The organism is Pedobacter nototheniae (genome assembly GCF_004335085.1).
Lineage (GTDB): Bacteria > Bacteroidota > Bacteroidia > Sphingobacteriales > Sphingobacteriaceae > Pedobacter > Pedobacter nototheniae.
The window spans coordinates 315,589-342,440 of record NZ_RQRS01000001.1 but is presented as its reverse complement, the minus strand read 5'-3'; the positions used below and the strand labels follow the sequence as shown (position 1 = coordinate 342,440).

Genomic DNA, 26,852 nt, shown 5'->3' with positions numbered 1-26,852 from the left:
GGTTAAGCTGAAACTTAGTATTGTTCTTTTTCGTTCGGAAAATCATTGGCTTTTACATCTCGAATGTAAGCTTGCGCCGCACCCAAAATTTCGTCATATAAATTAATGTACTGACGTAAAAAACGTGGTTTAAATCCTTTGGTTAAGCCAATCATATCATTAACAACCAAAACTTGTCCATCGCAATGCGGACCAGCACCAATACCAATAGTTGGAATGAGAATACTTTCTGATACAACTTTACCCAATGCTGCCGGAATTTTCTCTAAAACAACCGCAAAGCATCCTGCATTTTGCAAGGCAATAGCGTCTGTTTTAAGCTTATTTGCTTCTTCTTCTTCTTTGGCACGTACAGTATAGGTTCCAAATTTATAAATAGATTGTGGCGTTAACCCCAAATGCCCCATTACGGGTATACCAGCGGTAATAATGCGCTGTACAGATTCTATAATTTCCTCTCCTCCTTCTAATTTCACACCGTGAGCACCAGATTCTTTCATGATACGAATGGCAGAATTTAAGGCCTCTTTAGAATTGCCTTGATAAGAACCAAAAGGTAAATCAACCACAACAAAAGCACGTTTTACCGCTCTAATCACAGATGCTGCATGATAAATCATTTGGTCTAAAGTAATTGGAAGTGTAGTTTCGTGCCCTGCCATAACATTTGATGCAGAATCGCCCACCAGCAAAACATCTAATCCAGCATCATCTAAAATCGTTGCCATTGAATAATCGTAGGCCGTTAGCATGGATATTTTTTCTCCACGCTGTTTCATTTCTTGCAGAATATGCGTGGTAATGCGTTTTATTTCTTTATGTACCGACATCTGTTTTGTTTTGTGCTGTCAAAAGTATTACTTTTTCTTTAAAAAGGTGTATCGTAAAAGGTATATGACAAAAGCCTTATTTTATGTATTAAAATATTAAATAATTAGTAAGCAGTAAGCCATTAAAATGATTTTAAAAGCTTAAAACGGATAACCACAATGTTTCATCTATTTCATTTTTCTCTTTACATTACCAATCTTTAATCCTATCTTTGTACCCCGAAATGGAAGGGATATATTCATCATTTTTTGCCCCCTGCAAAAACGGCTTTATAGCCGACAGCCATTCTTTTTTCAACTCTTTTTTAATCAAAAATCCATATTGTACTTAACATGACTAACTACACCAAGTTACCTGCGATTTTATTACTTGCCGACGGCACAGTTTTTTACGGCAAAGCTGCTGGAAAAATTGGCACCACAACCGGCGAAATTTGTTTTAATACCGGGATGACAGGTTACCAGGAAATTTTTACCGATCCAAGTTATTTTGGACAGATAATGGTTACAACCAATTCGCATATTGGTAATTACGGTATCCATAAAGATGAAATCGAATCTGACTCGATAAAAATTGCAGGTTTAGTTTGCAAAAACTATAACATTGTATACAGTCGTAAACAAGCTACAGAATCTATTCAGGATTATTTTCAAAATGATAATTTAGTAGCGATTTCTGATATTGATACCAGAGCACTTGTTCGTCACATTAGAGATAAAGGTGCAATGAATGCCATCATCTCTTCTGAAATTACAGATCTTGATGAATTAAAGAAAAAACTTGCCGAAGTGCCATCAATGGAAGGTTTAGAGTTATCTTCTAAAGTAAGTACTAAAGAGCCTTATCTTTACGGCAACCCTGATGCATCCTTAAAAGTTGCAGCCTTGGATTTAGGTATCAAGAAAAATATTTTACGCAATTTCGAAGCACGCGACATATACGTTCAGGTTTTTCCTGCTAAAACTACTTTCGCAGAAATGGAAAAATGGAATCCTGATGGATATTTCATTTCAAATGGCCCCGGCGATCCTTCGGTAATGCCATACGCGGTAGAAACGCTAAAACAAATTTTAGAAGCTAATAAACCAATGTTCGGTATTTGCTTAGGTCATCAATTATTGGCTGAAGCAAATGGAATTGGAACAATGAAAATGTTTAACGGCCACCGTGGATTAAACCATCCAGTTAAAAATATCATAAAAAACCATTGCGAGGTAACTTCTCAAAATCATGGTTTTGGCGTAATTCCTGATGAGGTTAGAAACTCAGATAAAGTTGAAATTACCCACATTAACTTAAATGATAAATCTATTGAAGGTATTCGTGTTAAAGGTAAAAAAGCGTTTTCTGTTCAATACCACCCAGAATCTTCACCAGGTCCTCACGATTCTCGTTACTTATTTGATGATTTTGTAAACGTTATTAAAGGTGAATTAACCTGGTAATTTTCACTACACTATAAAGCATTAAAACACTGTCTATAATACTGGCAGTGTTTTTTTATTTAAATTAGTAAATGATCATTAAAAAAGTTCCTCTACTTCTTCTTGTTTACGTTTGCTTATTCTGTGGATGCATTTCAAGGCTTTCGAGGCCCGCAATTACTGGTACTATTTTAGATTATCAGAATAAACCTGTTGCTGGCTGCAAAATTGGTGAAACCATAACCGATGCAAATGGCAAGTTTTACCTTAAAGAAATCCGTTATAGCAAGTTCTTTATCCCAGAAATATTCTATATGGAAGCACCTCCACTACATTATATTGAAGAAATTAAAAAGGAAGGCTTTTTAAATTATAAAATTGAGGTTTTTAATACATTTGGCGGCGGACAAGCAAAGGGAGCAACTACCAATATTGATACCATTTATATAAAAAGAATAAATGAAGTAATAAAGGCCGAAGATTACATTTACACCAAGTGGAAATTCACAGCAACTAAAAACTTGGATACACTTTATGGCACAAACGGTAATTTTAAAGCGGGAAATTACATAACCAATAATCCAGCTTTTGTAGAGAAACTAAATTATGGCTTAGATTATAAATTTAAAGCAACCCAAAAACCTGATACCACCTGGACTGCTGAGTATTACGATTTAAAAACAACCTATTTTGTATCGCTCAACACAAACGGTAGCTACATTGGCAAAAAAATCCTCAAGTATAGTAATGCATGGAAACAAAGAATGCAGTATGATCACTTATACAGAGAATCATATTCTATCAATAACGATAGCCTAAATACAAAGGGCAGCTTTAAACTTTTAAAGAATAAAATTCTTTTCGATGAAGCTTTTAACAAAACAAAAAATCTCTATAAAATTGATTCAATAGATCGGGATGTTATTATTTTAACCCGAAGTAGCAACTAAAAAATGATTTCACCTATGCCAAGCATCATTTTACCGACATTTTACCGCAATAGTGTCGAAATTCATTTTCTATTTATTTAAAGCTCCTTACATTTAGACTTATGGAAACAAAAAAAGCCATTATCAGTGTTAACAATCTGGTAAAAAAGTACGATGACTTCACAGCTGTTCAAGGCTTAAGTTTTGAAGTTTATGAAAATGAAATCTTCGGTTTATTAGGTCCGAACGGAGCTGGAAAAACAACTACATTAGAAATTATAGAAACCTTAAGAGAAAAAACCTCGGGCGAAATTATTGTCGATGGTTTTTCTGTAGATAAGCAAGCGCATGAAATTAAGCAGATTATTGGCGTGCAATTACAGGCTGCTGGCTACTATCCAAATCTTAATTTGGTAGAGTTATTGGAGCTATTTGCCGGTTTATATGGCGCTGATATTAAGCCAATGGAAATGCTAGAAAAAGTTAATTTGCAAGATAAGGCTAAAGCTAAATATAAAGCATTATCTGGCGGACAAAAACAACGCTTTTCAATTGCGACAACATTAATCAATCAGCCTAAAATTATTTTCCTTGATGAACCTACAACAGGCTTGGACCCTCAAGCGAGAAGGAATTTATGGGATTTAATTATCGACATCCGTAAAAATGGTACAACCGTGGTTATAACTACGCATTATATGGATGAAGCAGAACAGCTTTGCGATCGGGTAGCTTTTGTGGAACACGGGCAAATTATCGCTTTGGATACTCCAGACCAGTTGATCGATAATTTGATTAATAGTGGCTTCGAACGTAAAAAAGAGGTTAAAAAAGCCAATCTTGAAGATGTATTTATTCATCTTACTGGTAAAGAATGGCGAGAATAAACAATTACTTTGATCAATTTTAGAAATATCACAACTATTTAAAATACAATAGTAAATGAAACAATATAGTAATACAAAAGCAACCTTAGCCCTTGCAAAGGCAAGTTTTCGTTCAATTATGCGAAGCCCTTCAGCAGTGGTTTTTACCCTTGCTTTTCCATTAATCTTTATTTTAGTTTTTGGTTTTTTAGGCGGTGGTGGCACTCACATTGATGTTGGCATAGCACCAAATTCTGACATTAACAATCCTGTTATTGGAACATTAGAAAAAACAGGAATGATTCGCCTTATCAGAAATAAATCTCAGGGAGATTTAAGCAAATTACTGGAAAAAGGTAATGTAGATGCTGTAATTGATGTACACAGAAAGGTAAATACAGCTGCATACTCGGTAAACGTGGTCTACACATCTGCATCAAGAGACAAGGGCGGCATTTTGAAATCGGTATTGAATAATCTTTTTTATGATAAGCAGTTAAAGCCATCCGTTGCAGAAATTAAAGAAAGTACGGTTGAAGGAAGGGAATATAAAACCATTGATTTTATTCTTCCTGGTCAGTTAGGCTTCTCTTTATTAAGCACTGGCGTATTTGGTACTGCCTTTGTTTTTTTAAGCTTGCGCCAAACACTTGTTATAAAACGCTTTTTCGCTACGCCCGTAAAACGATCAAGCATTGTAATTGGCGAAGGTATTGCACGCATCGGCTTTGCTTTAATTGGTGCTTTATTCATCATTTTATTAGGTCATTTCTTTTTTGGCTTTACACTTGTTCATGGAGCGTTAACAGTGCTCAACATGCTTATACTAGCCACATTAGGTATAATTGTATTTATGGGCTTCGGCTTTATTATATCAGGTATTGCAAAAAATGAAAGCATGGTACCCCCTATTTCAAATATTGTAACATTACCTCAGTTTTTATTGTCGGGCACATTCTTCTCTATCGAAGCATTTCCATCATGGTTACAGCCCATTAGCAGAGCATTGCCACTAACCTATTTAAATGATGCAATGCGCAAAGTAGCTTTCGAAGGGCAAGGCTTATGGGATGTAAAACAGCAAATATTAATTCTAGTAATTTGGGGAATTGGAATTTATGCAGTAGCCGTAAAAGTATTTAAATGGGAATAATTGCAAAAATGCATTAATATCGGATTAAATGCTTTTTAAACCAAAACGATATTAGTACATTTGAGTGTGTGGAAATTTGATTTAACGGATTTAAATGATTTACAACCTCTTATAGATAGGCTGTACGAAAAAAAATCAATGCTTGATGCCTCAAGACCATTGCCAGGCAGCGCTTTGCAAAGAATCAAAACAGACCTAAGTCTCGAATGGACATACAACTCAAACAGCATTGAAGGGAACACACTTAGTTTAAGAGAAACCCAAATAGTACTGCAAGAAGGCATAACAGTTAAAGGCAAATCACTTAGAGAGCATTTCGAGGTATATAATCATGATAAAGCGATTGATTACCTATATACACTTGTTGATGTAAGCAAAACCATAAGATCAATTGATATTTTAAACATCCATGGTTTAGTTTTAAGAAGCATTGAGGATAATTATGCAGGTAGATTAAGAAATGGTGGTGTACGTATTGTTGGGGCAAATTTTGTTCCACCTAATGCCAATAAAGTTTCTGATTTACTTGATGAACTTGTGTTATTTATCAATGAAAATCCTCAAGGTTTAAACGATATAATATTAACTACTATATTTCACCACAAACTTGTTTGGATACATCCTTTCTTTGATGGGAATGGACGTACGGTGCGTTTAGCAATGAATTTATTTTTGATGCGGAAGGGTTTTCCTCCGGCTATTATCTTAAAAACAGATCGTAAGAAATACTACGAAGCGCTAAATCAAGCTAATCAAGGTCTTTACCATAAGCTTTGCTTGTTGATGTTGCAAGCTGTTGAAAGATCTTTAAATATGTACATTAATGCTTTACCAGGAAAAGATTACGGAGATTATGAACCAATATCTTACATTGTTGAAGAACCTGATGTACCTTACGGTCAAGAATATATAAGCTTATTGGCTAGGCAGGGCAAAATTGATGCTTATAAAGAAGGCAGGGAATGGCTTACTACTAAGGCTGCCGTAAAAGAATATGTTAAAAACAGAAAGCGCATACGTTAACTTTATTTAACTTTTCGATAAGTTATATTCAGTTAATTTTGTAAAACATGATAACGAAATTATTTCTAGTTTTTACTACATCTTTTTTAACCACTTGTGCGATAGCTCAAAATAAGTTTGCAGATAACGCAAGCTCTGAAAGATATCACGCTAAAATAAATGTAGAGAGTTGCAATGATGGCCTATGTAGTGGCAAAGCAAATATCATTTTATTTGATAAAATTTCTGGCAAGGAAATCCAGAGTTTCAATTCTAAGGACTTAGATTTTTCTTTAAAAATACATCAAGATCCCAAAGATGGTTTAGTGGAACTTGGCAAATACCAAAGTCCGTTAATATTTGGTGATTTTAATTTCGACGGGAATGAAGATGTCGCCATAAGGAATGGAAGTAATAGCGCTTATAACGATCCTTCTTATGATGTTTATACATTTAATAGCAGCAAAGGCAAGTTTGTTATTAGCAAAGAATTAACCGATTTAGCTAGCACAAATTCTGGAATGTTTAAGATAGATCGAAAAAATAAACAAATATCTGTTTATAAAAAAGATGGATGTTGCTACAATAAAACCACTAATTACAGAATAGATAGTAAAAAAGGCTTAACAGAAGCATCTTCAGTAATAGAAGATTCTACAATTGGGGATTACGTTACTGTAATTACTCAGAAATATGTTGATGGTAAGATCAAAAAAACAATTGAGCGATTTAAAACGGCTGAGTATTATAAAAACGATAATGAGTAATGTTTGATATTAACTAACAGTAATATCAAACATTATCTATAAGGCAGCTTTAACCAAGAATGGAAGAATTTCCTTTTGAAAGCTTACAAAGTTTTTACGCACATCAGAATCACTAACGGATGTAAAAGCAAATGAGAACACAATACTTTTGCTTGCTTTTAGTAAAAATGCCAAGCCTTCTCTCCTGGCAGGATTATTTTTAAAGTTATCAAGTTCCAAGTAAGCGGCTAACAATAAAGCTTCCAGCTGATCTGATAGGTGTTTCAAAAACTCTTGAGAGTTTGCATTTTCTCTAACAAAATCCCAACCAATAAACTCATTACAAGCCGTAAAAGACAAGCGACTGGTTTTCATTACCAATGCCTTTAAATGTTCTTCTTCTGAAGCGTAGCTTACTTTATTATTGATGATTTCGTGTAAATTTTGATCCAGATAATCCATTAGAATACTATCGAGTACCTGTTCCTTACTTTCGAAATATTTATAAATTGTTGCTTTAGCAATACGTGCTTTTTTAGCAATTTCGTTCACACTGGTTTTATGATAACCATACTTTCTAAAAAGTTCCTTAGCTGCTTTTTTTACAGTTTCCTTTATTTTTTCAGCTTCCATTTCTAATTGCTAACGGTTATTGTATTTAAGGTTACCGCTACCGTATATTGTTTTAAATATTTTTCTGCAGGTGCTTTTGCCGGACTACCATCCAAAAGCAAAAATTTGGCGCCCGAACATGGATCAGTTACGGTAATACCTTGAGATTCGTCGTTATTTAATGCACATTTATTTTGCGGATTAACTGTACTACAACGATCGTAAGCAACATAACGCCCGTTAGAACGGTAAAGAATTAAACCTGCTACTCCATATCCGTTTATAAAAACAGGCGTTCCGGAGCTTAACCCACTTAAACGTGGATCACTTAATAAAGTTGTAAAATTGACAGCAACTTCAGGGACATAATTATCCTCTTTACCGCAGCTTGAGAATACTACAAGTGCTAATAACATGCTGTATATTACCCTTTTCATTATATTAAAGCTGATTTAAATTGTTTTAAGAAACGAGCGTCATTTTCTGAGAACAGGCGTAAATCTTTAATTTCATATTTTAGATTTGCGATACGTTCAATACCCATTCCAAAAGCGAAACCACTGTATTTTTTAGAATCGATGCCACAGTTTTCCAATACATTTGGATCTACCATACCGCAACCTAAAATTTCTACCCAGCCACTATATTTACATAATTGGCAACCGGCGCCTTTACAAATGGTACAAGAAATATCCATTTCGGCAGATGGCTCTGTGAAAGGGAAATATGATGGACGGAAACGCACTTTTGTGCCTTCTCCATAAAGTTCTTGTACAAAATAAAATAAGGTTTGCTTTAAATCTGCAAAAGAAACATTTTCATCTACGTACAAGCCTTCAATTTGGTGAAAAAAGCAGTGTGCTCTGGCAGAAATAGCTTCATTACGATAAACACGACCTGGCATAATAGCCCTAAAAGGCGGTTGTCCTTGCTCCATCATTCTTACCTGTACGGATGATGTATGCGTACGCAAAGCGATATCACCTTTTTCGCCACCTTTTTTAATAAAGAAGGTATCTTGCATATCTCTTGCCGGATGTTCTTCAGGGAAGTTTAAAGCCGAGAAATTGTGCCAATCATCTTCAATTTCTGGTCCTTCTGCTACAGTAAATCCAAGTTTAGCATAAATTTCAACAATTTCGCGGCGAACCAAAGCCAAAGGATGGCGAGAACCTATTTCAAACCCTTCTCCAGGTAAAGTTAAATCCTGTTCCGAATTTTCAGTTTTTTGTTCTGAACTTTCGGTTGATTCCTTTAGGGTTAAATATTTTGATTCGGCAAGTTGTTTAAACTCATTTAAAACTTTACCTAATGATTTTTTTTCTTCTATAGAAACAGATTTAAATTCATCAAAAATCTCTTTAATGATGCCTTTACTTCCTAAATATTTAATACGGAACTGCTCTAATTCATCTGCTTTTTCAGTTACAAAAGCATTAATTTTTTCGGTATACTGTGTTATTTTATCCTGTAACATGGCTTCAAATATACGGCAAATTATCTTATTTTTTTAATGTTGCCGGGTTCAAAAAATCTGTTTACAATGCCATTATAAAAGAAAATGAACTCAAAACAAGAAAAGCCGCGATTTACGCAGCTTTTCATTTTATTTTTTATTGTTAATAATTAAATCACACCTAATTCTTTACCAACTTTTGTAAACGCAGCAATTGCTTTATCTAAATGATGTTGTTCATGCGCAGCAGATAATTGAACACGAATACGTGCTTTTCCTTGCGGCACTACTGGGTAGAAAAATCCAATAACATAGATGCCTTCTTCAAGCATTTTTGCAGCAAAGTTTTGAGCAATTTTAGCATCATAAAGCATTACCGGAACAATTGGATGGAAACCTGGTTTAATATCAAATCCAGCCTCAGTCATTTTTTCACGGAAATATTTGGTATTGCTTTCCAATTTATCTCTTAAAGAAGTTGTTTCGCTCAACATATCTAAAACCGCTACTGATGCACCGGCAATTGCTGGGGCAAGCGTATTAGAGAATAAATATGGACGTGAGCGTTGACGCAGCATATCAATGATTTCTTTTTTACCTGATGTAAAACCTCCTGATGCACCACCCAAAGCTTTACCTAAAGTACCAGTAATGATATCAATACGATCAATAACGTTGAAATGTTCGTGTGTACCACGACCTGTTGCACCAATAAAACCTGTACAATGAGATTCATCAATCATAACCAATGCTTCATATTTATCTGCCAAATCGCAAATTTTATCTAATGGAGCAACAGATCCGTCCATTGAAAAAGCACCATCGGTTACTATAATTCTATGTCTGCAATCTTTGGCGGCAATTAATTGTTTTTCTAAATCTTCCATATCCGCATTTTTAAAACGGAAACGTTGTGCTTTACATAATCTAACACCATCAATAATGGATGCATGATTTAATTCATCAGATATGATGGCATCTTCAGCATTAAATAATGGTTCAAAAACACCACCGTTTGCATCAAAAGCCGCCGCATATAAAATGGTATCTTCTGTACCTAAAAACTTAGATATTTTTGTTTCAAGCTCTTTATGTACATCTTGTGTACCGCAAATAAAACGTACCGAAGACATTCCATAACCGTGATCATCAATTGCTTTTTTTGCCGCTTCGATCACTTTAGGATGAGAAGAAAGTCCTAAATAATTATTAGCACAAAAATTGATAACTTCCGCACCGCTGCTTATTTTAATATCTGCACCTTGCGGAGAAATTATAATTCTTTCGCGTTTAAATAATCCTGCGTTTTCTATCTCTTCAAGTTCCTTTTGTAGAACGGGCTGTAGTGTTTTATACATGGCTTTTTTAATAATTGATTAGCTGTCAAAGTTATAAAAAAATCCATTTCACCCTACATAATCCTGAATTATCAAGAGATGATTTTTTCGAGGAAATTGACATTAATAAAGTCTTTTTCATTTGCCGTGCAACCTATTTCACAAAAAAATACTCTGCTAAATATTACGCATTAACAAACTTTAACACCCTGATATATGTATAGTGTTAAAACTTATTCGATATTTATAGCTTAACTACTCAAAAACTTTATGATCAGATTCTGCGCACTCTTTCTTTTTTGCAGCTTATGCAGTGTGGCAATTGCACAAAAAATCACTATTTCAGGAACTATTAAAGATTCGAATGGGCAGCCTATCCCCTTCACTTCAGTTTACTTAAAAAACACCACACATGGCACTTCTGCAAACGTGGATGGTAAGTATAGCATTAAAGTGAATAAGGGAGATCAAACACTAACTTTTAGAGCCGTTGGCTATAAACAACAGGAACAGCAAATTAATGGAAGTGAAAATCAGGTTTTGAATATTGTTTTGGCATCAGAGAGTTACACTTTAAATAATGTTAATATTAAGGGAAATGCTGAAGATCCTGCATATGAGATCATTAGAAAGGCTATAAAACAACGTAAAACACACTTAAACGAGGTAAAGGCATTTAGTTGCGATGTTTATATAAAAGGTGTACAACGCCTAAATGGGGCACCAAAAAAGTTTTTTGGTCAGGATATTCAAAAAGTTTTAGAACTGGATACCAATAGAAAAGGGATTATTTATTTGTCAGAATCTGAAAGCAAATTTAGTTTTCGCCGTCCAAATGAAGTACATGAGGAAATGCTTTCCTCTAAAGTTGCTGGCCGCAATAATGCTTTTAGCTTTAACAAGGCATCTGACTTAATTATTAATTTTTACGACAACTATCTTTTAGAAAACACATTAAGTGCGAGGGGCTTTATTTCGCCTATTGCGGATAATGCCATGTTTTATTACAAATACAAATATTTAGGCGAAACCAGAGAAAATGGAGAGATTGTAAATAAAATTGAGGTAATTCCCCGCCGTACAAATGACCCTGTTTTTAGAGGAATAATTTATATCCTTGATGATAGCTGGAGAATTTACAATACAGATTTATATCTTACCAAAAATTCGGGCATCAATTTTATTGATACCTTAAATATTAGTCAGCAATTTACTAAGGTAAAAGATGTTTATATGCCTACAAACATCAATTTTCAGTTTAACGGAAATGTTTTAGGTTTTAAATTTTCAGGTTATTATTTAGGTGTTTATAGCAACTATGATACTGCTCCTGTTTTCCCTAAAAATTACTTTAATGGTGAAATTTTAAAGGTTACCCAATTGGTAAATAAAAAGGACTCCATTTATTGGAAAAACAATAGACCCATTCCTTTAACACCCGATGAACGCTTAAATTACGTTAAAAAAGACAGTATCGCGAAGCTAAAAGAATCCAAGCACTATCTTGATTCATTAGAAAAGGAAAATAATAAGTTTGGCATTTTAAAGCTTGCATTGCACGGCTACAGTATAAATGATCGTTATGACAAGGAATATTATAGCTTCGATCCTATTTTAAGATCCTTATACTACACCACTGTTGAAGGTTTTGGAATTAGATATGGGGTAACTTATCGTAAAGTATATGAAAACAATCGTTTTTTTAGGATCAGACCAGAACTTAGGTACGGCTTTGCTAATCAAAAACTAACAGGAAGTTTGACAGGTTATTATTTTTATAATCCACTTAAAAGAGCCAGCGTTGGAGCATCATTTGGGAATGGGATTTTCGACCTTAACAATTTAGGTTCAATGACGTTATTAGGGAACTCGATTAACTCACTCTTTTATGAGAAGAACTTTTCTAAGTTTTACGAAAAAAACTTCATTAACATTAATACATCCCGCGAACTTATCAATGGTTTACAAGGAACTGTAAATGTTGACTACAGTAAAAATAAAACACTAACAAATAGTTCTAACTTTAAATTTGTTGATGCTAAGGATAGAGAATTTACTTCAAATAATCCCTTCTCTCCAGAAGTTGAAACGCCACTATTCCCTACTTACAACTCTTTGAGCGCCTCAGTTAATTTAACTTACACCATTGGACAAAAATATATTACCCGCCCAGATGGTAAGTTTTATACAGAATCCAAATTCCCTAAAATTACGGTTTTATACAAAAAGGGATTCAAAGATGTATTGGGAAGTGATGTAGATTATGATTTTGTAAAAGCCGAAATATCACAAGAAAGAATTGGTTTAGGCTTGTGGGGTTATACTTCATTTTTAGCAGGAGTGGGAAAATTTTTAAACAACAATAAAATGTTTTATCCTGATTTTAAACATTTCTCTGGTAACATTTCAACTATTTTCCCACCTAATATTAGAAAGTTCCAATACTTAGATTTCTATCAGTTCAGCACCAACCAACAATATTTTGAAGCCCACGTTGAGCATAATTTCGCTGGTTTCTTTTTAAATAAAGTTCCTTTACTGCGCAAGTTAAAGCTCGAAGAATTTATGGGTGGTGGTTATTTATCATCTCCGGAAAAAAGAAATTATAAAGAATTTTACTTCGGTATTCAACGCCTAATATTAAGAGCTAGCTATGGTTTTGCTTATGATGGAAGCAAGAAAATTTCTCAAGGCTTTAGAATTAGTTACGGATTTTAAGTTCAAAGACTAAAGCTGAAAGACCAAGGCAATAAACATTTTGCTTTGGTCTTTCACCTTAAAGCATTATCTTTGCCCCGCTTTAAACGCCGTTTGCAACGGTATCAACAGCGTTATGAAAAAATATCAGACATTACTTTACTATTGCTATAGCTATATAGCCGATGCAGAACAATTTGCTGCAGATCATCTTAAATTTTGCAAATCTTTAGATTTAACCGGAAGAATTATTGTAGCTGATGAAGGCTTAAATGGCACCGTATCTGGTACGGAAGAGGCTTGTAAGGCTTACATGAAGGCGATTCATGCAGATGATAGATTTGCTAAAACAGAGTTCAAAATTGATTACGTTGAAGAGCCATCTTTTATTAAGATGCATTGCCGTTACAAATCTGAAATTGTACACTCTGGTTTAAGAGATACATCTATTATTGATCCAAATAAACAAACAGGTAAACATTTAGAACCTGTTGATTTTATGGCGATGAAAGATGATGAAGATGTAGTTATTTTAGATGTTAGATCTAACTATGAGCATAATCTTGGCAAATTTAAAAATGCAATAACACTTGATATTGAGAATTTCCGTGATTTCCCTGAAAAAATAAATGAACTTGCGCAATACAAGGACAAAAAGATTTTAACCTACTGTACTGGCGGTATTAAGTGCGAAAAAGCATCTGCTTTACTTTTACATCATGGTTTTAATGATGTTTATCAATTGCATGGCGGGATTATTAAATATGGAAAAGAAGCTGGCGGAAAAGATTTTGAAGGCAAATGCTATGTGTTTGATAATCGAATTGCCGTTGACGTAAATCAAGTAAATCCGACAATTGTTTCTGTTTGCTACAACTGTGGTAAAACGACTCCTAAAATGATTAATTGTGCCAATCCGGAGTGCAATGAACATATTACGCAGTGTGATGAATGTGGCGATCAGTTAGAAGGATGTTGCTCAGTAGAGTGTACAACAAACCCACGCAAACGCCCTTATGATGGAACAGGTTATTATGTAAAAGTTCCTCAACCTGTTGGAAAAGTTACTTTAGCTTAAATATTTAAGCCTCATTATATAAAAGCAGGTGCGATATGAAACACATATCGCACCTGCTTTTTTGTTTGTAAGGGTGCAACAAATGAATCATTCCTATTTTTTTATTTACTTTGTGTATTAAATCGGCTACCTAATTAGCATTACATGCAAAAACTTCTACGTTGTCTTTTTCTGCTTCTCATTCTTGCTCACACTTCTATTTTTGCTGCTGATATAAAAAGCATTGGCGTACCTTATATAGAAAATTATCCCAAGTCTATTTATTCCGCAGGAAATCAAAATTGGAGTATTGCTAAAGATAAAAATGGCGTAATGTATTTCGGCAATGCTGAAGGCTTACTTACTTTCGATGGGCGTTATTGGCAAAAATATCAAATGCCGAACCGTCAAATCGTAAGATCGGTAGCCACGGATAGTAAAGGAAAAATTTATACTGGTTGTTTTGGCGAATTTGGTTATTGGGCGATAAAAAACAATAAATTAAGCTATAATTCCTTAATTTCTTTCTTACCAAAAGGGAAGAATGTTAACGATGAAATATGGAAAATTTACATAGACAAAGACCGTGTAATTTTCCAATCCTTTACAACCATTTACATTTATAAAAACAATAAAGTTGAAATAGTAAAAGGTCCTGCTTCCTTTTTATTTCTCCATAAAGTAAATAATCGCTTTTTTGTTGAAGTATTAGAAAAAGGATTATTCGAATTAGTTGGAAATAAATTAGTTCATTTACCTTTAAGTGAGAAATTAGGTAAAGAAGGGATTTTATCAATCCTTCCTTATAAAAATGGTGGTTTTATTATAGGTACAGTTAAAAACGGTTTATTTACTTATGATGGGAAAAATTTTACTCCACTAAATACTCCAGCAAATTCCTATTTAAAAACATTTCAACTTAATAATGGCGTTAGGCTATTGGATAAGTATTATGCTTATGGTACAATTTTAAACGGCTTAATTATCATTGATGAAGATGGTAGAATTGTACAGAAAATAAATAAATCAAGTGGTTTACAAAACAACACTATTTTAAGTTTATATGCTGATGATGAACAAAACCTTTGGACAGGGCTTGACAATGGCATAGATAGAATTGAATTAAACTCACCTTTATATTTCTATTTTGATAAAACCGGGCAATTTGGAACGGTTTATTCAAGTATTATCTTTAATAATAAAATTTATCTCGGTACTAACCAAGGTGTATTTTATAGCGAGTGGTCGACCAACAAAGAACTTGTACCATTTAATTTCCGTTTAATTCCTAATTCTCAAGGCCAGGTTTGGGAGCTTTCTATTATCGACAATCAATTAATTTGTGGTCACAATAGCGGAACTTTTAGAATTGTGGATGACAGGATTGAAAAAATATCAACCATTAGTGGTGGTTGGACAATCAAAAAATTAAATTCAAATCCAAATTACCTAATTCAGGGAACATATACGGGCTTATCATTATTTATGAAAACGCCTGGCGCCGATTTAAAATTTATTTCTAAAGTAAGTGGCTTTGATGCGCCTTCTAGATATATAGAACAAGATAACAAAGGTGATATTTGGGTGAGTCACGCTTACAAAGGGCTTTATAAAATCTCTTTGAGTCAAGACTACAAAAGAGTAACCAGTACTAAATATTACGATGAGAAGAATGGGCTTCCGGGCAATTACAACATCAATATGTTTAACCTGGAGAATAAGATTTTATTCTCTTCAGATGCTGGTTTTTATACTTATGACGAGCTAAGCAACAAGTTTAGTAAGTATGATGTATTAAACCACAAACTTGGCTCATTCTCAACTTCAAACAAGATTATCAATGCCGGTGGCAAAAAATATTGGTTTATAAATCATGGCAAAACAGCTTTGGTGAACTTTACTGAACCTGGAAAAATTGAAATAGATTCTAACCAATTCAGTCTTTTAGATGGACGCATGGTTCAGTATTATGAAAATATAAGCCGAATAAGCAACTCTATCTATTTAATTAGTGTTGATGATGGTTTTGTAATTTATAACCCAACCTTGGATTTTGTTGGTGGCAAGCACAAGCAACTACCGTCAGTATTAATCAGAAGGATTGATGATATTACCGACAAATATTTTACCATTAGTGAAATTGGAAACAATGGAGAGCCTACAGAAGTTCCGAATAGCCGCAATAATATTCGTATATCCTTTGCTCTTCCTTATTACAGGCAGGCAAAAATTAAATTTCAGTACTATTTAGAAGGATATTCTAAAGATTGGTCAGACTGGAGTTATGCAACACAAAAAGATTTTACCAATTTGGGCAGCGGAAGCTATAGATTTAAAGTACGAGCCAAAATTGATGATCAATCTGTTAGTCAGATTACAACATTCGAATTTACTGTATTGCGTCCATGGTATTTAAGCAACTGGGCTATATTGTTCTATTTTATTTTATTCATTGTAGTTTTAATCCTAGGAAAGAAAATCTATGAAAAGAAGCTGGAGGTAGATAGCAAAAAAATCAGCGACCGTTTACAAGCTGAACAAGATGAAATTATACGGCAGGAAACCGAGGCTAACGAAAAGCAAATTATAAGGCTTCAAACGGAAAAGCTTCAGGCCGAACTGGCTTCTAAAAATAGGGAACTTGCCAATTCTGCAATGACTTTGGTTTACAAAAATGAGCTGTTGCAAAAGCTAAGTGATGAAATTACTAAGCTTAAAGATGAGAACGGCAAGAAGCTATCTGAAGATCAAACACGCAAAATTCAAAAGGTAATTAACGATGGCATGAATGATGAGCGTGATTGGCATTTATTCGAAAACAGTTTTAACGAAGCCCACGAAAGTTTCTTTAAGAAACTTAAAGCGCAGCACCCAGATCTTGTACCAAACGACCTAAAATTGTGCGCTTATTTAAGAATGAATATGAGCAGTAAAGAGATGTCATCCCTACTTAATATCTCTTTACGTGGAGTAGAAATTCGCAGATATCGCTTACGTAAAAAACTAGAAGTACCCCACGATAAGAACCTTACGGAGTTTTTAATGGAGTTATAGCACTACATCATTACCTCTCATAACTCTTTTCTGCACCCCACAAAAACACTTCGTGTATTTTTTACACTTGTGCAGGTAAAATTATTTCATTGTGATTCTAAAAACCGCTTTTTTAGGCTTAAATCGATATTGGTTTTATTCTTTGAGAAACATATTTCACTGAAATGATGTATTAATGTTGAGGTAAAACCACTTGCATAAGCGAGAAAACTACCTCACATTTAAATAACAATTAAACCAAATTTTATAAAAGCATGAAAAGAATTTTTACGAGAATTTCTGTTCTAGCCGGAATTTGTTTACTCACATTGAATGTAGCGTTTGCACAAAACATTACAGTAAAAGGTAGGGTAACTGACGGAGGCGACAAAACCACCATCCCCAGCGTAAGCGTATTGGTTAAGGGGACACAAACTGGCACACAAACAGATGCAACTGGTGCATTTAGTATTAATGCCCCAGCAAATGCAACTTTAGTATTTACTTATTTAGGTTATACTACTCAAGAAGTGGCAGTAAACAATCAAACAACTATTAATGTAGTGTTACAATCATCAACCCAGCAACTAGAGCAAGTTGTGGTAGTGGGTTACGGTACACAAAGAAAAATTGATGTAACTGGATCGGTTGCATCAATAAAAGGTGATGAAATTTCGAAGCAGGCTTCTACAAACGCAGTAAGCGGTTTGCAGGGTAAAGTTGCTGGTGTATCAATTACCAACACTGGTTCTCCAGGCAGTTCTCCACAAATTAGAATTAGAGGTTTAGGTACCATATTTGGTAATGATAAACCATTATATGTTGTTGATGGAGTTTGGTATGATGATATTAATTTCTTAAACCCTGGCGATATAGAGAATCTAAGTGTACTTAAGGATGCTTCAGCTCAATCTATATACGGTATTAGGGCTGCAAATGGTGTAATACTTGTTACAACTAAAAAAGGCAAATTAAACGCCCCTACAACAGTTAATTATGATGGATATGTTGGTTTTCAAAAAGTGACCAACCAAGTAAAAATGGCAAATGCTACTGAGTATGGTACAATTATTAACGAATTGTATACTTCTAATGGTGCAGCTCCATTATTTTCTAACCCATCAAGCTTAGGTGAGGGCACTAACTGGTACAATCAAATTCTTCGTGATGCATTTGTAACAAACCACCAAATATCTATAATGGGCGGTTCAGAGAAATCTACTTACAACTTATCATTAGGTTATTTAAATCAAGATGGAATTGTTAAAAACAATAATTTCAAAAGGTATACAGCCCGTTTATCAAATGATTTTCAAGTATTTAAACCATTAAAAATCGGATATAATGTTACTGGTGTAATGAACAATTCTAATGATGCACCAACAAGCATTTTTCATCAATTGTTTTCGGCATCTCCTACTGTGCCTGTATTTAATGCAGATGGTAGTTATGGAGATCCAAACAAACAAAGTTTAGGTGATGGGGCAAATTTCAATCCTCAGGCAACTATTGATTTCTTCAACCAAAAGACTAAAACCTATCAATTTACAGGTAATGTATATGCAGAGTTAAAATTTGCTAAACACTTTACTTTTAAAACTAGCATTGGTGGCGATTTTGGTCAGTCAGAAACACGTACATATGCTCCAGTATATAACGCAACATTTGCTCAAAAAAGAGCTACTAGTCAGTTAGACATTAAACGTGTTGAAACTCGCAACTGGATTGTTGAAAATACATTAACCTATCAAAATACATTTAATGAGGATCATAATTTAACAGTTTTGGTTGGACAATCTGCTCAACGTAGAAAAACCTATACTTTAAATGCATCTGCTACAAATGTACCATATAGCAGTGAAGGCGATTTATATCTTGCTTTAGGTGATGCTGCAAGCAGAAACGTAGTTGACGCAGGTGCATTAACTACTTTCGCCTCTTATTTTGCTAGAGCAAACTATTCATTTAAGAATAAATACCTTTTAAATGCTTCGATCCGTGCTGATGGAGCTTCTCAGTTCTTTGGCTATGATACTTGGGGATATTTTCCTTCAGTAGGTGCAGGATGGGTTGTAACTCAAGAAGATTTCATGAAAGATCAGCATATCTTTGATAATTTAAAAATTCGTGGTAGCTGGGGTAAAGTAGGTAATGCAAATGTTCCTTCAAATCCTGCAACCCAATTAGTTGCACAAAATGCTGCTTTAATTGCAATTTATAATAATAACCCTGCAACAGGCGCAAGTATTAATACTATTGTTCCACCAAGCATTTTCTGGGAAAGAGGAGTTGGAACAAATATTGGTTTTGAAGCTGCATTTTTGAAAAATAGATTAACTGTTGAAGCTGATTATTATAACAGAAAGACCTCAAGAGCTATTTTCTTCCTTCCAACTTTCTTAAGTATAGGTACAGTTGATAATCAAGTTTTAGGAAATCAAGCTGATATTCAAAACAGAGGTGTTGATGTATCTGTTAATTGGGCAGATAGAACTGAAAGTGGGTTTACATATTCATTTGGAGCAAACTTAAACTATAACCAAAATAAAGTATTATCTGTAGAGTCTGGAGCTACTCCAATTTATTCAGGTAGTACTGGTGTAACTAACGGTTATCAAGCTACCAGAACAGTAGTAAATGAGCCTATTGGTCAGTTTTATGGATATAAAGTTGTGGGTGTTTTTCAAAGTGCTGCTGATATCGCTGCTTCTCCAACTCAATCTGGGGCGGCTGCCGGAAATTTCAAATATCAAGATACGAATGGTGATGGAATAATAGATTCACGGGATAAAGTAGTTTTAGGCAATCCAAATCCAAGATTTAATTACGGATTTAATACTGCTTTTGGCTATAAAAACTTTGATTTAGCTTTAGATTTTCAAGGTGTAGCTGGTGTTGAGGTTTATAACTCAAACATTGCTTACAGATTTGGTAATGAAAATTTCACTAAAGATTTCTATGATAACAGGTGGCATGGTGCGGGTACATCAAATACATATCCGTCTGCAAATGTTGGATCAGCAGCTAACGCAACACCTAACTCCTTCTATGTAGAAAACGGTTCATATTTCAGAGTACGTAATATTCAATTAGGATATACGCTACCAAAAACAATTCTTAATAAATGGAAGATACAAAAAGTTAGATTTTATGCAAATGCACAAAATGCAATAAACCTTTTTGGATATAAAGGATTTAGCCCTGAAGTTGGTCCTGCGGTAGTAGATAATGCTGCAAAAATCACCAATACTTTAAGCAATACAACTTTAAATGCTGGCCTTGATGCTAATGTGTATCCACTTTATGCTACTTATAATTTTGGTGTAAACATTACTTTTTAATCCTATTTATCATGAAAAAGAATTTTAAAAACAATTATATAAAAGCTGTCGCTGGGGTTAGTGTTATTGGCCTTTTAGCCATCACACCAGCTTGTAAAAAGAGCTTTTTGGATGTTCCTGCTCAAGCACAGCAAACGAGTCAGGTATTTTGGAAAACAACAGATGACGCAACAAAAGGTGTAAATGCAATATACGCCAACCTCAGAGCCTGGGGCAACACTGCTTTTCCAGCGATAGCTGTGGAAAGTATAGGTGCAGATGAAGCTGAAAAAGGTAGTAGCCCTACCGATGCGACTTATTTTAACAGCTATGATAATTTTACCGTGGATGTATCTGATGGTCAATTATCTGGTTTTTGGAGTGCACAGTATCAAAACATCAATTACTGTAATCAAGTTTTGGATAATGTTCCAAATATAAATATGGATGCGAGTTTAAAAGCCCGCTACCTTGCAGAAGCAAAATTTGTTAGAGCACTCTCTTATTTCCGCTTAGTTAGAGCATTTGGAGATGTTCCATTAAGATTACACGTACCAACTGATCCAACTCAATATAAAATTCCACAAACAGCAAAAGCATTAGTATATGCTCAGATAGAAACTGACTTAAACGATGCCGCATCTGTTTTACCTCAAAGTTATGGTGCTGCTGATATTGGTCGTGCAACAAAAGGTGCAGCACTAGGTTTACACGCTAAAGTTGCCATGTATCAGAAAAAATGGAATGATGTATTAACATTAACAAATTCTGTAATGACAATGGGCTATTCTTTATTACCTAACTACGATCAGGTTTTCAGAATTGCCAATGAAAATAGTGTAGAATCTATTTTTGAAATCCAATGTGCTTTAGTACTTGGAAACCCTGCGGCATCGAACTCACAGTACTCTCAGGTACAAGGCGTTAGAGGTATTACAGGAGGTGGTTGGGGCTTTAATGTTCCTACGGCTTCTTTAGCTGCAGCTTTTGAAACTGGCGATCCAAGAAGAGATGCAACAATTATTTTCAGAGGTGAAACTACTCCTCAGGGTGATGTGATCCCTCCTACAGGTGATAACCCAATGTACAACCAAAAATCTTATGTACCATTTAGTTTATTTCAAGATGGCTATAATGAAGGTTGTCAGCAAAATTTCCGTGTAATGCGTTATTCTGATGTGTTACTAATGAATGCTGAAGCGGCAAATGAACTTGGAAACCCTTCACAAGCGATTAGCTCTCTAGAAATTGTGAGAGCTAGGGCTCGCCAAGGAAACACCAGCATTTTACCAAAGGTAACTTCAACAGATCAAGCAACTTTACGTACAGCGATTTGGAAAGAGAGACAAGTGGAATTAGCAATGGAATATGACCGTTATTTTGATGTTATTCGTCAAGGCCGTGGTACAGCCGTATTTGGAGCTAAAGGTTGGAAAGCAGGAAGAAATGAAGTTTGGCCAATCCCACAAACTGAAGTTGATTTAAGTGGCGGTTTATATAAACAAAACCCAGGATACTAGTCTTTTTTAATTAATACACCCTTAATGGTTGCCAGAAATGGCAACCATTATTAACTATTTTCATGATTAATACCAGGATTTTTTACTTAGCTCTTATTATAACGCTTTTCTCGTGTAAAAAAAGCTCACAAAATCCTATTTCAGATACTCCAACACCATCTTCTTACTCTTTTTCTGATTTAAAAGTAAATGGCACAAATACTGGCTTTACTTATTATGGTTTAAACAATGCTCCTATTGTAAAAATAACCTTCTCATCACCTATAAACTTCTCTTCCCTTAGCGGAAATATAACTATTACAAGTGCTTCTGGAACTTCAACAGCATTTACCTCAACTTTAGAAAACAACGATAATACAGTTGTAATTGTGCCAACTGCCTTACAACCGATTACAAAATATATTTTAACTGTTAATACGGGTTTACTATCAAAAACTGGTGATAAACTGCAAAGCAGCATAACATTGAATTTAATTACGGCCATTGATGATACTGATAAGTTTACACGTATAACCGATGATGAACTTTTAACTTTAGTACAAAAACAAACTTTCAAGTATTTCTGGGATTTCGGTCACCCTAATAGTGGTTTGGCTAGAGAAAGAAATACTTCAGGGAATACGGTAACCTCAGGTGGATCTGGCTTTGGAATTATGGCAATAATAGCCGGTATAAACCGTGGTTTTATCAGCAGAACCGATGGATTAACCAGAATCCAGAAAATGGTTACTTTTTTAAAAACTGCCGATCGTTTTCATGGAGCATACCCACATTGGTTAGATGGTAATACAGGAAAAGTAATTCCTTTTAGTGTAAAAGACAACGGTGGCGACCTCGTAGAGACATCGTTTTTAATGGCCGGACTAATTACCGCTCGTCAATACTTTAAAGGGACCGATGCTAGCGAATCGACTTTAAGAACTGATATTAATGCTATTTACAATACTGTTGAATGGAGCTGGTATCGAAAAGATAATAGTAACACACTTTATTGGCATTGGAGCCCAAATTATAGCTGGGATTTGAACTTGCCTATAAAAGGTTGGAACGAATGCTTAATTACCTATGTAATGGCGGCATCTTCGCCTACTTATTCCATTCCTAAAAACGTATACGATAATGGTTGGGCACAAAACGGAGCTATGAAGAATGGCAGCACTTATTATGGCGTTCAGCTTCCTTTGGGCGCAACTAATGGTGGTCCGTTATTTTTCTCACATTATTCATTTTTGGGAATAAATCCTAAAGGATTATCAGATGCTTATGCAAATTATGAAACCCAAACTAAAGCGCATACATTAATTAATTACAATTACGCAAAGACAAATCCTTTAAATTATTATGGTTATAGTGAAAACTGCTGGGGTTTAACCGCAAGTGATATTCCTAATGGATACGCCGCAAGCGCACCCGGCAATGATGTAGGTGTTATTGCCCCAACGGCAGCGCTCTCTTCTTTTCCATATACGCCAACAGAATCTATGCAGGCACTTAAATACTTCTACTATAAGCTAGGTAATAAAACATGGGGAGATTATGGCTTTTATGATGCTTTCTCACTACAAGATCAATGGTTTGCTAATTCTACATTAGCTATAGACCAAGGACCAATTATTGTAATGATAGAGAATTATCGTAGCGGTTTATTGTGGAATTTATTTATGAGTGCACCAGAAATTAAAACCGGAATGAAGGGTTTAGGCTTCAATAGCCCTAATCTCTAATAATTTGAATAAATGAAAAAAATTACCATCCTCCCTGTTCTTTTGTATTGCCTTTTTAGCCATGCTTTTGCTATTGGCAAACCAATTGGAGAAACTGATTCGACAACAACAAAAATACAAAAAGGCTTAACAGATGAGCAATTACTTGATTTAGTACAAAAACAAACCTTCCAATATTTTTGGGATGGAGCTGAACCTACTTCTGGGGCAGCAAGAGAACGTTATCATGTAGATAATGTTTACCCAGAAAATGATAAAAGTACAGTAGCAACCGGAGCTACAGGTTTCGGATTAATGGCTATTTTAAGTGGAATTAACAGAAATTACGTTAGCAAAGCTGATGGATTAGCGAGATTAAATAAAATATTAGATTTCTTATCAAAAGCCGACCGTTTTCATGGTGCATGGTCACACTGGATTTACGGTGAAACTGGCAAAGTTCGTCCTTTTGGGCAAAAAGATAATGGAGGTGATTTAGTTGAAACCTCTTTTGTTGCGCAGGCATTAATCTGCATTAACGAATACTATAAAGATGGTAGTGCCGAAGAAAAGAAAGTTGCTGCAAAAGCAAATGAGCTTTGGAAAGGCATTGATTTTAGCTGGTACCGAAACAATCAAAATGTACTTTACTGGCACTGGTCGCCACAATACCAATGGGAAATGAATTTTCCTGTAAAAGGTTATAACGAATGTTTAATTATGTATGTTATGGCCGCCTCCTCTCCTACTCATACCATTCCTGCTGAAGTTTATCATGAAGGATGGGCAAGAAGTGGAGCAATTAAAGCAAATTTCGATCTATATGGACATCATATCCCTTTAGATTATCAAGGTGCGAAAAATTCTGTAGGCCCATTATTTTGGGCCCATTATTCATATTTAGGTTTAAATCCAAAGGGATTAAAAGATCGTTACGCCGATTATTGGGAAAACAACGTTAACCAAACATTGGCCATTCACGATTATTGCGTTGCCAACCCGAAAAAGTTTAAAGGTTATGGAGAAAATACCTGGGGTTTAACTGCTAGCTATTCTGTCAATGGTTATGCTGCACATAGCATTCAAGAAGATTTGGGTGTAATTTCTCCAACTGCCGCCATATCGTCTATTCCATATACGCCAAAAGAATCGATGAAAGTAATCAGGCATTTATATGAAAATCTTGGCGATAAAGTTTGGGGTAAATATGGTTTTTATGATGCTTTTTCTGAAAGTGAAAACTGGTATCCCCAAAAATATTTAGGCATAGACCAAGGACCGATGGTGGTAATGATTGAAAATTACCGTTCAGGATTACTTTGGAAATTATTTATGGGAAATAAAGATGTTCAAAATGGATTAAAGAAGTTAGATTTCAAGTATCCAGCAGCAAAAAAATAACATGAAAAGATTAATCATTACAATAATAATTCTGTTTTGTATTTCTCGAGTGTTCTCTCAACAAAGAACCTATTGTAATCCCATTAATTTAGATTATGGCTACACTCCCATTCCAAATTTTGCCGAATGGGGAAAACACAGAGCAACCGCTGATCCTGTTATTGTAAATTTTAAAGGTGATTATTATCTATTCTCTACCAACCAGTGGGGCTATTGGTATAGCAGTGATATGGCAGATTGGAAATTTGTTTCACGCCATTTTTTAAGGCCTGAGCATAAAGTTTACGATGACCTTTGCGCACCATCCGTTTGGATTCAAGGTGATACCATGCTTGTATTTGGATCTACATACTCTAAAAATTTCCCCATTTGGATGAGCACCAACCCTAAAGGCAACGAATGGAAGGAAGCTGTACACGAATTTGAAATTGGTGGTTGGGACCCTGGTCATTTTGTAGATGATGACGGAAAGCTGTACATGTATAATGGAAGCAGCAATTCTTACCCACTTTACGGAGTTGAATTAAATAGAAAAACCTTTCAGCCAATTGGCACACGTAAGGAGCTTTTACTTTTGAACCCCGGCAGATTTGGCTGGCAACGTTTTGGCGAGTATCTGGATGATACTTTTCTTGATCCTTTTATGGAAGGTGCATGGATGACTAAACATAAAGGCACATATTTTTTACAATATGGCGCTCCGGGAACCGAATTTAGTGGCTATGCCGACGGCGTTGCAACATCAAAAAGCCCACTTGGTCCTTTTGAGCATCAATCTTTACCCCTATCATGGAAACCTGGTGGCTTTGCTCGTGGTGCTGGTCATGGGGCTACTTTTCAGGATAATTTTAACAATTATTGGCATGTTTCAACCGTAGTACTATCCGTTAAAAATAATTTTGAACGCAGAATTGGAATTTGGCCCGCAGGTTTTGATCGGGATAATGTAATGTACACCAATACAGCTTTTGGCGATTATCCAACCTACTTACCAACATCTTTGGATGGCGAAGCTGAACCAGGAATTAGATCTTTATTTACCGGGTGGATGTTATTAAACTACAATAAACCAGTACAGGTATCATCTACTTTAGGAAATTACAACGCAAATAATGCTGTTGATGAAAGCATTAAAACTTATTGGAGCGCTACTTCAGCAAATAAAGGCGAGTGGATTCAAAGCGATTTGGGGCAACTTTCTACTGTTAATGCGGTTCAACTTAACTATGCAGATCAAGATGCAGAATTTTTAGGTAAGCAACTTAATACTTATCATCAATATCAACTTTTTTATTCTGTTGATGGCAAAAGCTGGAAAATACTGGTTGATAAAAGCAATAATAAAACAGATGTACCTCACGATTATATCGAACTAAAGCAACCCGTAAAAGCCAGATATATTAAATTGGTAAATATCCACATGCCTACTGGAAAATTTGCAATAAGCGGTTTAAGAGTATTTGGCAATGGTGGTGGCGCTAAACCCGAGGAAGTTAAAAATTTTATCGTTTTACGTACCGAAAAAGATAAACGCAGTGCCTGGCTTAAATGGAAACCTGTTAATAATGCCTATGCATATAATGTTTACATGGGTATTGCACCCGATAAGCTATACAATTGCGTAATGGTTTATGGCACTAACGAATATTGGTATAAAGGAATGGACAATCAAAAACCTTATTACTTTTCTATTGAAGCTATAAATGAAAATGGTGTTTCTGAGAAAACACAGGTTATAAAAGTTGAATAATATATTTTATTAATA

19 protein-coding genes are annotated in these 26,852 nt (G+C 34.9%); 14 read left to right on the top strand and 5 right to left on the bottom strand.

Going from position 1 to position 26,852, the window contains the following annotated elements; genetic code table 11:
* Positions 1-14: 14 nt before the first annotated feature.
* Positions 15-830, bottom strand: coding sequence for a 3-methyl-2-oxobutanoate hydroxymethyltransferase (gene panB / locus EHC72_RS01485; RefSeq protein WP_131535705.1), 816 nt, complete (start codon positions 828-830; stop codon positions 15-17).
* A gap of 333 nt (positions 831-1,163) precedes the next feature.
* On the opposite strand from panB, the gene carA reads away from it, so the two are divergent.
* The 6 genes from carA (at position 1,164) to EHC72_RS01455 (ending at position 6,972) form a co-directional block, all read left to right on the top strand.
* A complete protein-coding gene (carA, locus tag EHC72_RS01480) occupies positions 1,164-2,276 on the top strand; it encodes a glutamine-hydrolyzing carbamoyl-phosphate synthase small subunit (RefSeq protein ID WP_131535704.1) in 1,113 nt (370 codons plus the stop codon).
* Between the two features lie 71 nt (positions 2,277-2,347).
* Positions 2,348-3,205 (top strand): transthyretin-like family protein, encoded by an 858-nt coding sequence (locus tag EHC72_RS01475; RefSeq protein WP_131535703.1) that lies wholly within the window; start codon positions 2,348-2,350, stop codon positions 3,203-3,205.
* 101 nt (positions 3,206-3,306) lie between these two features.
* Positions 3,307-4,071, top strand: coding sequence for an ABC transporter ATP-binding protein (locus tag EHC72_RS01470; protein WP_131535702.1), 765 nt, complete (start codon positions 3,307-3,309; stop codon positions 4,069-4,071).
* Between the two features lie 55 nt (positions 4,072-4,126).
* A complete protein-coding gene (locus EHC72_RS01465; RefSeq protein WP_131535701.1) occupies positions 4,127-5,203 on the top strand; it encodes an ABC transporter permease in 1,077 nt (358 codons plus the stop codon).
* A gap of 66 nt (positions 5,204-5,269) precedes the next feature.
* Positions 5,270-6,226, top strand: coding sequence for a Fic family protein (locus tag EHC72_RS01460; RefSeq protein ID WP_246029356.1), 957 nt, complete (start codon positions 5,270-5,272; stop codon positions 6,224-6,226).
* Positions 6,227-6,273: 47 nt separating this feature from the next.
* Entirely contained in the window at positions 6,274-6,972 is a 699-nt protein-coding gene (locus EHC72_RS01455) for an XAC2610-related protein (RefSeq protein WP_131535700.1), read from the top strand.
* 36 nt (positions 6,973-7,008) lie between these two features.
* Here EHC72_RS01455 and EHC72_RS01450 read toward each other — a convergent pair whose 3' ends face one another.
* From EHC72_RS01450 to kbl, 4 genes are all read right to left on the bottom strand, one after another.
* Positions 7,009-7,584, bottom strand: a complete 576-nt coding sequence (locus EHC72_RS01450; protein WP_131535699.1) for a TetR/AcrR family transcriptional regulator — start codon at positions 7,582-7,584, stop codon at positions 7,009-7,011.
* A gap of 2 nt (positions 7,585-7,586) precedes the next feature.
* Positions 7,587-8,000 carry a Rieske (2Fe-2S) protein gene (locus tag EHC72_RS01445; RefSeq protein WP_165585751.1) on the bottom strand — a complete coding sequence of 138 codons (414 nt, stop codon included), beginning with the start codon at positions 7,998-8,000 and terminating at the stop codon, positions 7,587-7,589.
* Positions 8,000-9,040: a phenylalanine--tRNA ligase subunit alpha gene (gene pheS / locus EHC72_RS01440; protein ID WP_131535697.1), complete on the bottom strand. Its 1,041-nt coding sequence runs from the start codon at positions 9,038-9,040 to the stop codon at positions 8,000-8,002. Before pheS ends, EHC72_RS01445 begins: the two co-directional genes overlap by 1 nt.
* Before the next feature lie 149 nt (positions 9,041-9,189).
* Positions 9,190-10,377: a glycine C-acetyltransferase gene (gene kbl / locus EHC72_RS01435; RefSeq protein WP_131535696.1), complete on the bottom strand. Its 1,188-nt coding sequence runs from the start codon at positions 10,375-10,377 to the stop codon at positions 9,190-9,192.
* A gap of 249 nt (positions 10,378-10,626) precedes the next feature.
* Here kbl and EHC72_RS01430 point away from each other — a divergent pair, with 249 nt between their 5' ends.
* The 8 genes from EHC72_RS01430 to EHC72_RS01395 all read left to right on the top strand — a co-directional run bounded on the left by EHC72_RS01430 (position 10,627) and on the right by EHC72_RS01395 (position 26,837).
* Positions 10,627-13,074, top strand: coding sequence for a DUF5686 and carboxypeptidase regulatory-like domain-containing protein (locus tag EHC72_RS01430; RefSeq protein WP_131535695.1), 2,448 nt, complete (start codon positions 10,627-10,629; stop codon positions 13,072-13,074).
* 115 nt (positions 13,075-13,189) lie between these two features.
* Positions 13,190-14,131: an oxygen-dependent tRNA uridine(34) hydroxylase TrhO gene (gene trhO, locus EHC72_RS01425; protein WP_131535694.1), complete on the top strand. Its 942-nt coding sequence runs from the start codon at positions 13,190-13,192 to the stop codon at positions 14,129-14,131.
* Positions 14,132-14,275: 144 nt separating this feature from the next.
* Positions 14,276-17,164: a triple tyrosine motif-containing protein gene (locus EHC72_RS01420; RefSeq protein WP_131535693.1), complete on the top strand. Its 2,889-nt coding sequence runs from the start codon at positions 14,276-14,278 to the stop codon at positions 17,162-17,164.
* A 254-nt stretch (positions 17,165-17,418) separates the two neighbouring features.
* Entirely contained in the window at positions 17,419-20,484 is a 3,066-nt protein-coding gene (locus EHC72_RS01415) for a SusC/RagA family TonB-linked outer membrane protein (RefSeq protein WP_131535692.1), read from the top strand.
* Positions 20,485-20,495: 11 nt separating this feature from the next.
* On the top strand, positions 20,496-21,983 hold the full coding sequence (locus tag EHC72_RS01410) for a RagB/SusD family nutrient uptake outer membrane protein (RefSeq protein WP_131535691.1): 1,488 nt from the start codon (positions 20,496-20,498) through the stop codon (positions 21,981-21,983).
* A gap of 62 nt (positions 21,984-22,045) precedes the next feature.
* Positions 22,046-23,707: a glucoamylase family protein gene (locus EHC72_RS01405; RefSeq protein WP_131535690.1), complete on the top strand. Its 1,662-nt coding sequence runs from the start codon at positions 22,046-22,048 to the stop codon at positions 23,705-23,707.
* 12 nt (positions 23,708-23,719) lie between these two features.
* Positions 23,720-25,087: a glucoamylase family protein gene (locus tag EHC72_RS01400; RefSeq protein ID WP_131535689.1), complete on the top strand. Its 1,368-nt coding sequence runs from the start codon at positions 23,720-23,722 to the stop codon at positions 25,085-25,087.
* A 1-nt stretch (position 25,088) separates the two neighbouring features.
* Positions 25,089-26,837: a family 43 glycosylhydrolase gene (locus EHC72_RS01395; RefSeq protein ID WP_131535688.1), complete on the top strand. Its 1,749-nt coding sequence runs from the start codon at positions 25,089-25,091 to the stop codon at positions 26,835-26,837.
* Positions 26,838-26,852 lie beyond the last annotated feature (15 nt).

Bases quoted from the DNA above. Each gene is read 5' to 3' on its own strand.
- EHC72_RS01415 (WP_131535692.1), top strand. From the start codon at position 17,419: ATGAAAAGAATTTTTACGAGAATTTCTGTTCTAGCCGGAATTTGTTTA.
- EHC72_RS01430 (WP_131535695.1), top strand. From the start codon at position 10,627: ATGATCAGATTCTGCGCACTCTTTCTTTTTTGCAGCTTATGCAGTGTG.
- EHC72_RS01395 (WP_131535688.1), top strand. From the start codon at position 25,089: ATGAAAAGATTAATCATTACAATAATAATTCTGTTTTGTATTTCTCGA.
- EHC72_RS01445 (WP_165585751.1), bottom strand. From the start codon at position 8,000: ATGAAAAGGGTAATATACAGCATGTTATTAGCACTTGTAGTATTCTCA.
- EHC72_RS01470 (WP_131535702.1), top strand. From the start codon at position 3,307: ATGGAAACAAAAAAAGCCATTATCAGTGTTAACAATCTGGTAAAAAAG.
- EHC72_RS01400 (WP_131535689.1), top strand. From the start codon at position 23,720: ATGAAAAAAATTACCATCCTCCCTGTTCTTTTGTATTGCCTTTTTAGC.
- panB (WP_131535705.1), bottom strand. From the start codon at position 830: ATGTCGGTACATAAAGAAATAAAACGCATTACCACGCATATTCTGCAA.
- EHC72_RS01405 (WP_131535690.1), top strand. From the start codon at position 22,046: ATGATTAATACCAGGATTTTTTACTTAGCTCTTATTATAACGCTTTTC.
- carA (WP_131535704.1), top strand. From the start codon at position 1,164: ATGACTAACTACACCAAGTTACCTGCGATTTTATTACTTGCCGACGGC.
- kbl (WP_131535696.1), bottom strand. From the start codon at position 10,377: ATGTATAAAACACTACAGCCCGTTCTACAAAAGGAACTTGAAGAGATA.
- trhO (WP_131535694.1), top strand. From the start codon at position 13,190: ATGAAAAAATATCAGACATTACTTTACTATTGCTATAGCTATATAGCC.
- EHC72_RS01420 (WP_131535693.1), top strand. From the start codon at position 14,276: ATGCAAAAACTTCTACGTTGTCTTTTTCTGCTTCTCATTCTTGCTCAC.
- EHC72_RS01450 (WP_131535699.1), bottom strand. From the start codon at position 7,584: ATGGAAGCTGAAAAAATAAAGGAAACTGTAAAAAAAGCAGCTAAGGAA.
- EHC72_RS01455 (WP_131535700.1), top strand. From the start codon at position 6,274: ATGATAACGAAATTATTTCTAGTTTTTACTACATCTTTTTTAACCACT.
- EHC72_RS01465 (WP_131535701.1), top strand. From the start codon at position 4,127: ATGAAACAATATAGTAATACAAAAGCAACCTTAGCCCTTGCAAAGGCA.
- EHC72_RS01410 (WP_131535691.1), top strand. From the start codon at position 20,496: ATGAAAAAGAATTTTAAAAACAATTATATAAAAGCTGTCGCTGGGGTT.
- EHC72_RS01475 (WP_131535703.1), top strand. From the start codon at position 2,348: ATGATCATTAAAAAAGTTCCTCTACTTCTTCTTGTTTACGTTTGCTTA.
- pheS (WP_131535697.1), bottom strand. From the start codon at position 9,040: ATGTTACAGGATAAAATAACACAGTATACCGAAAAAATTAATGCTTTT.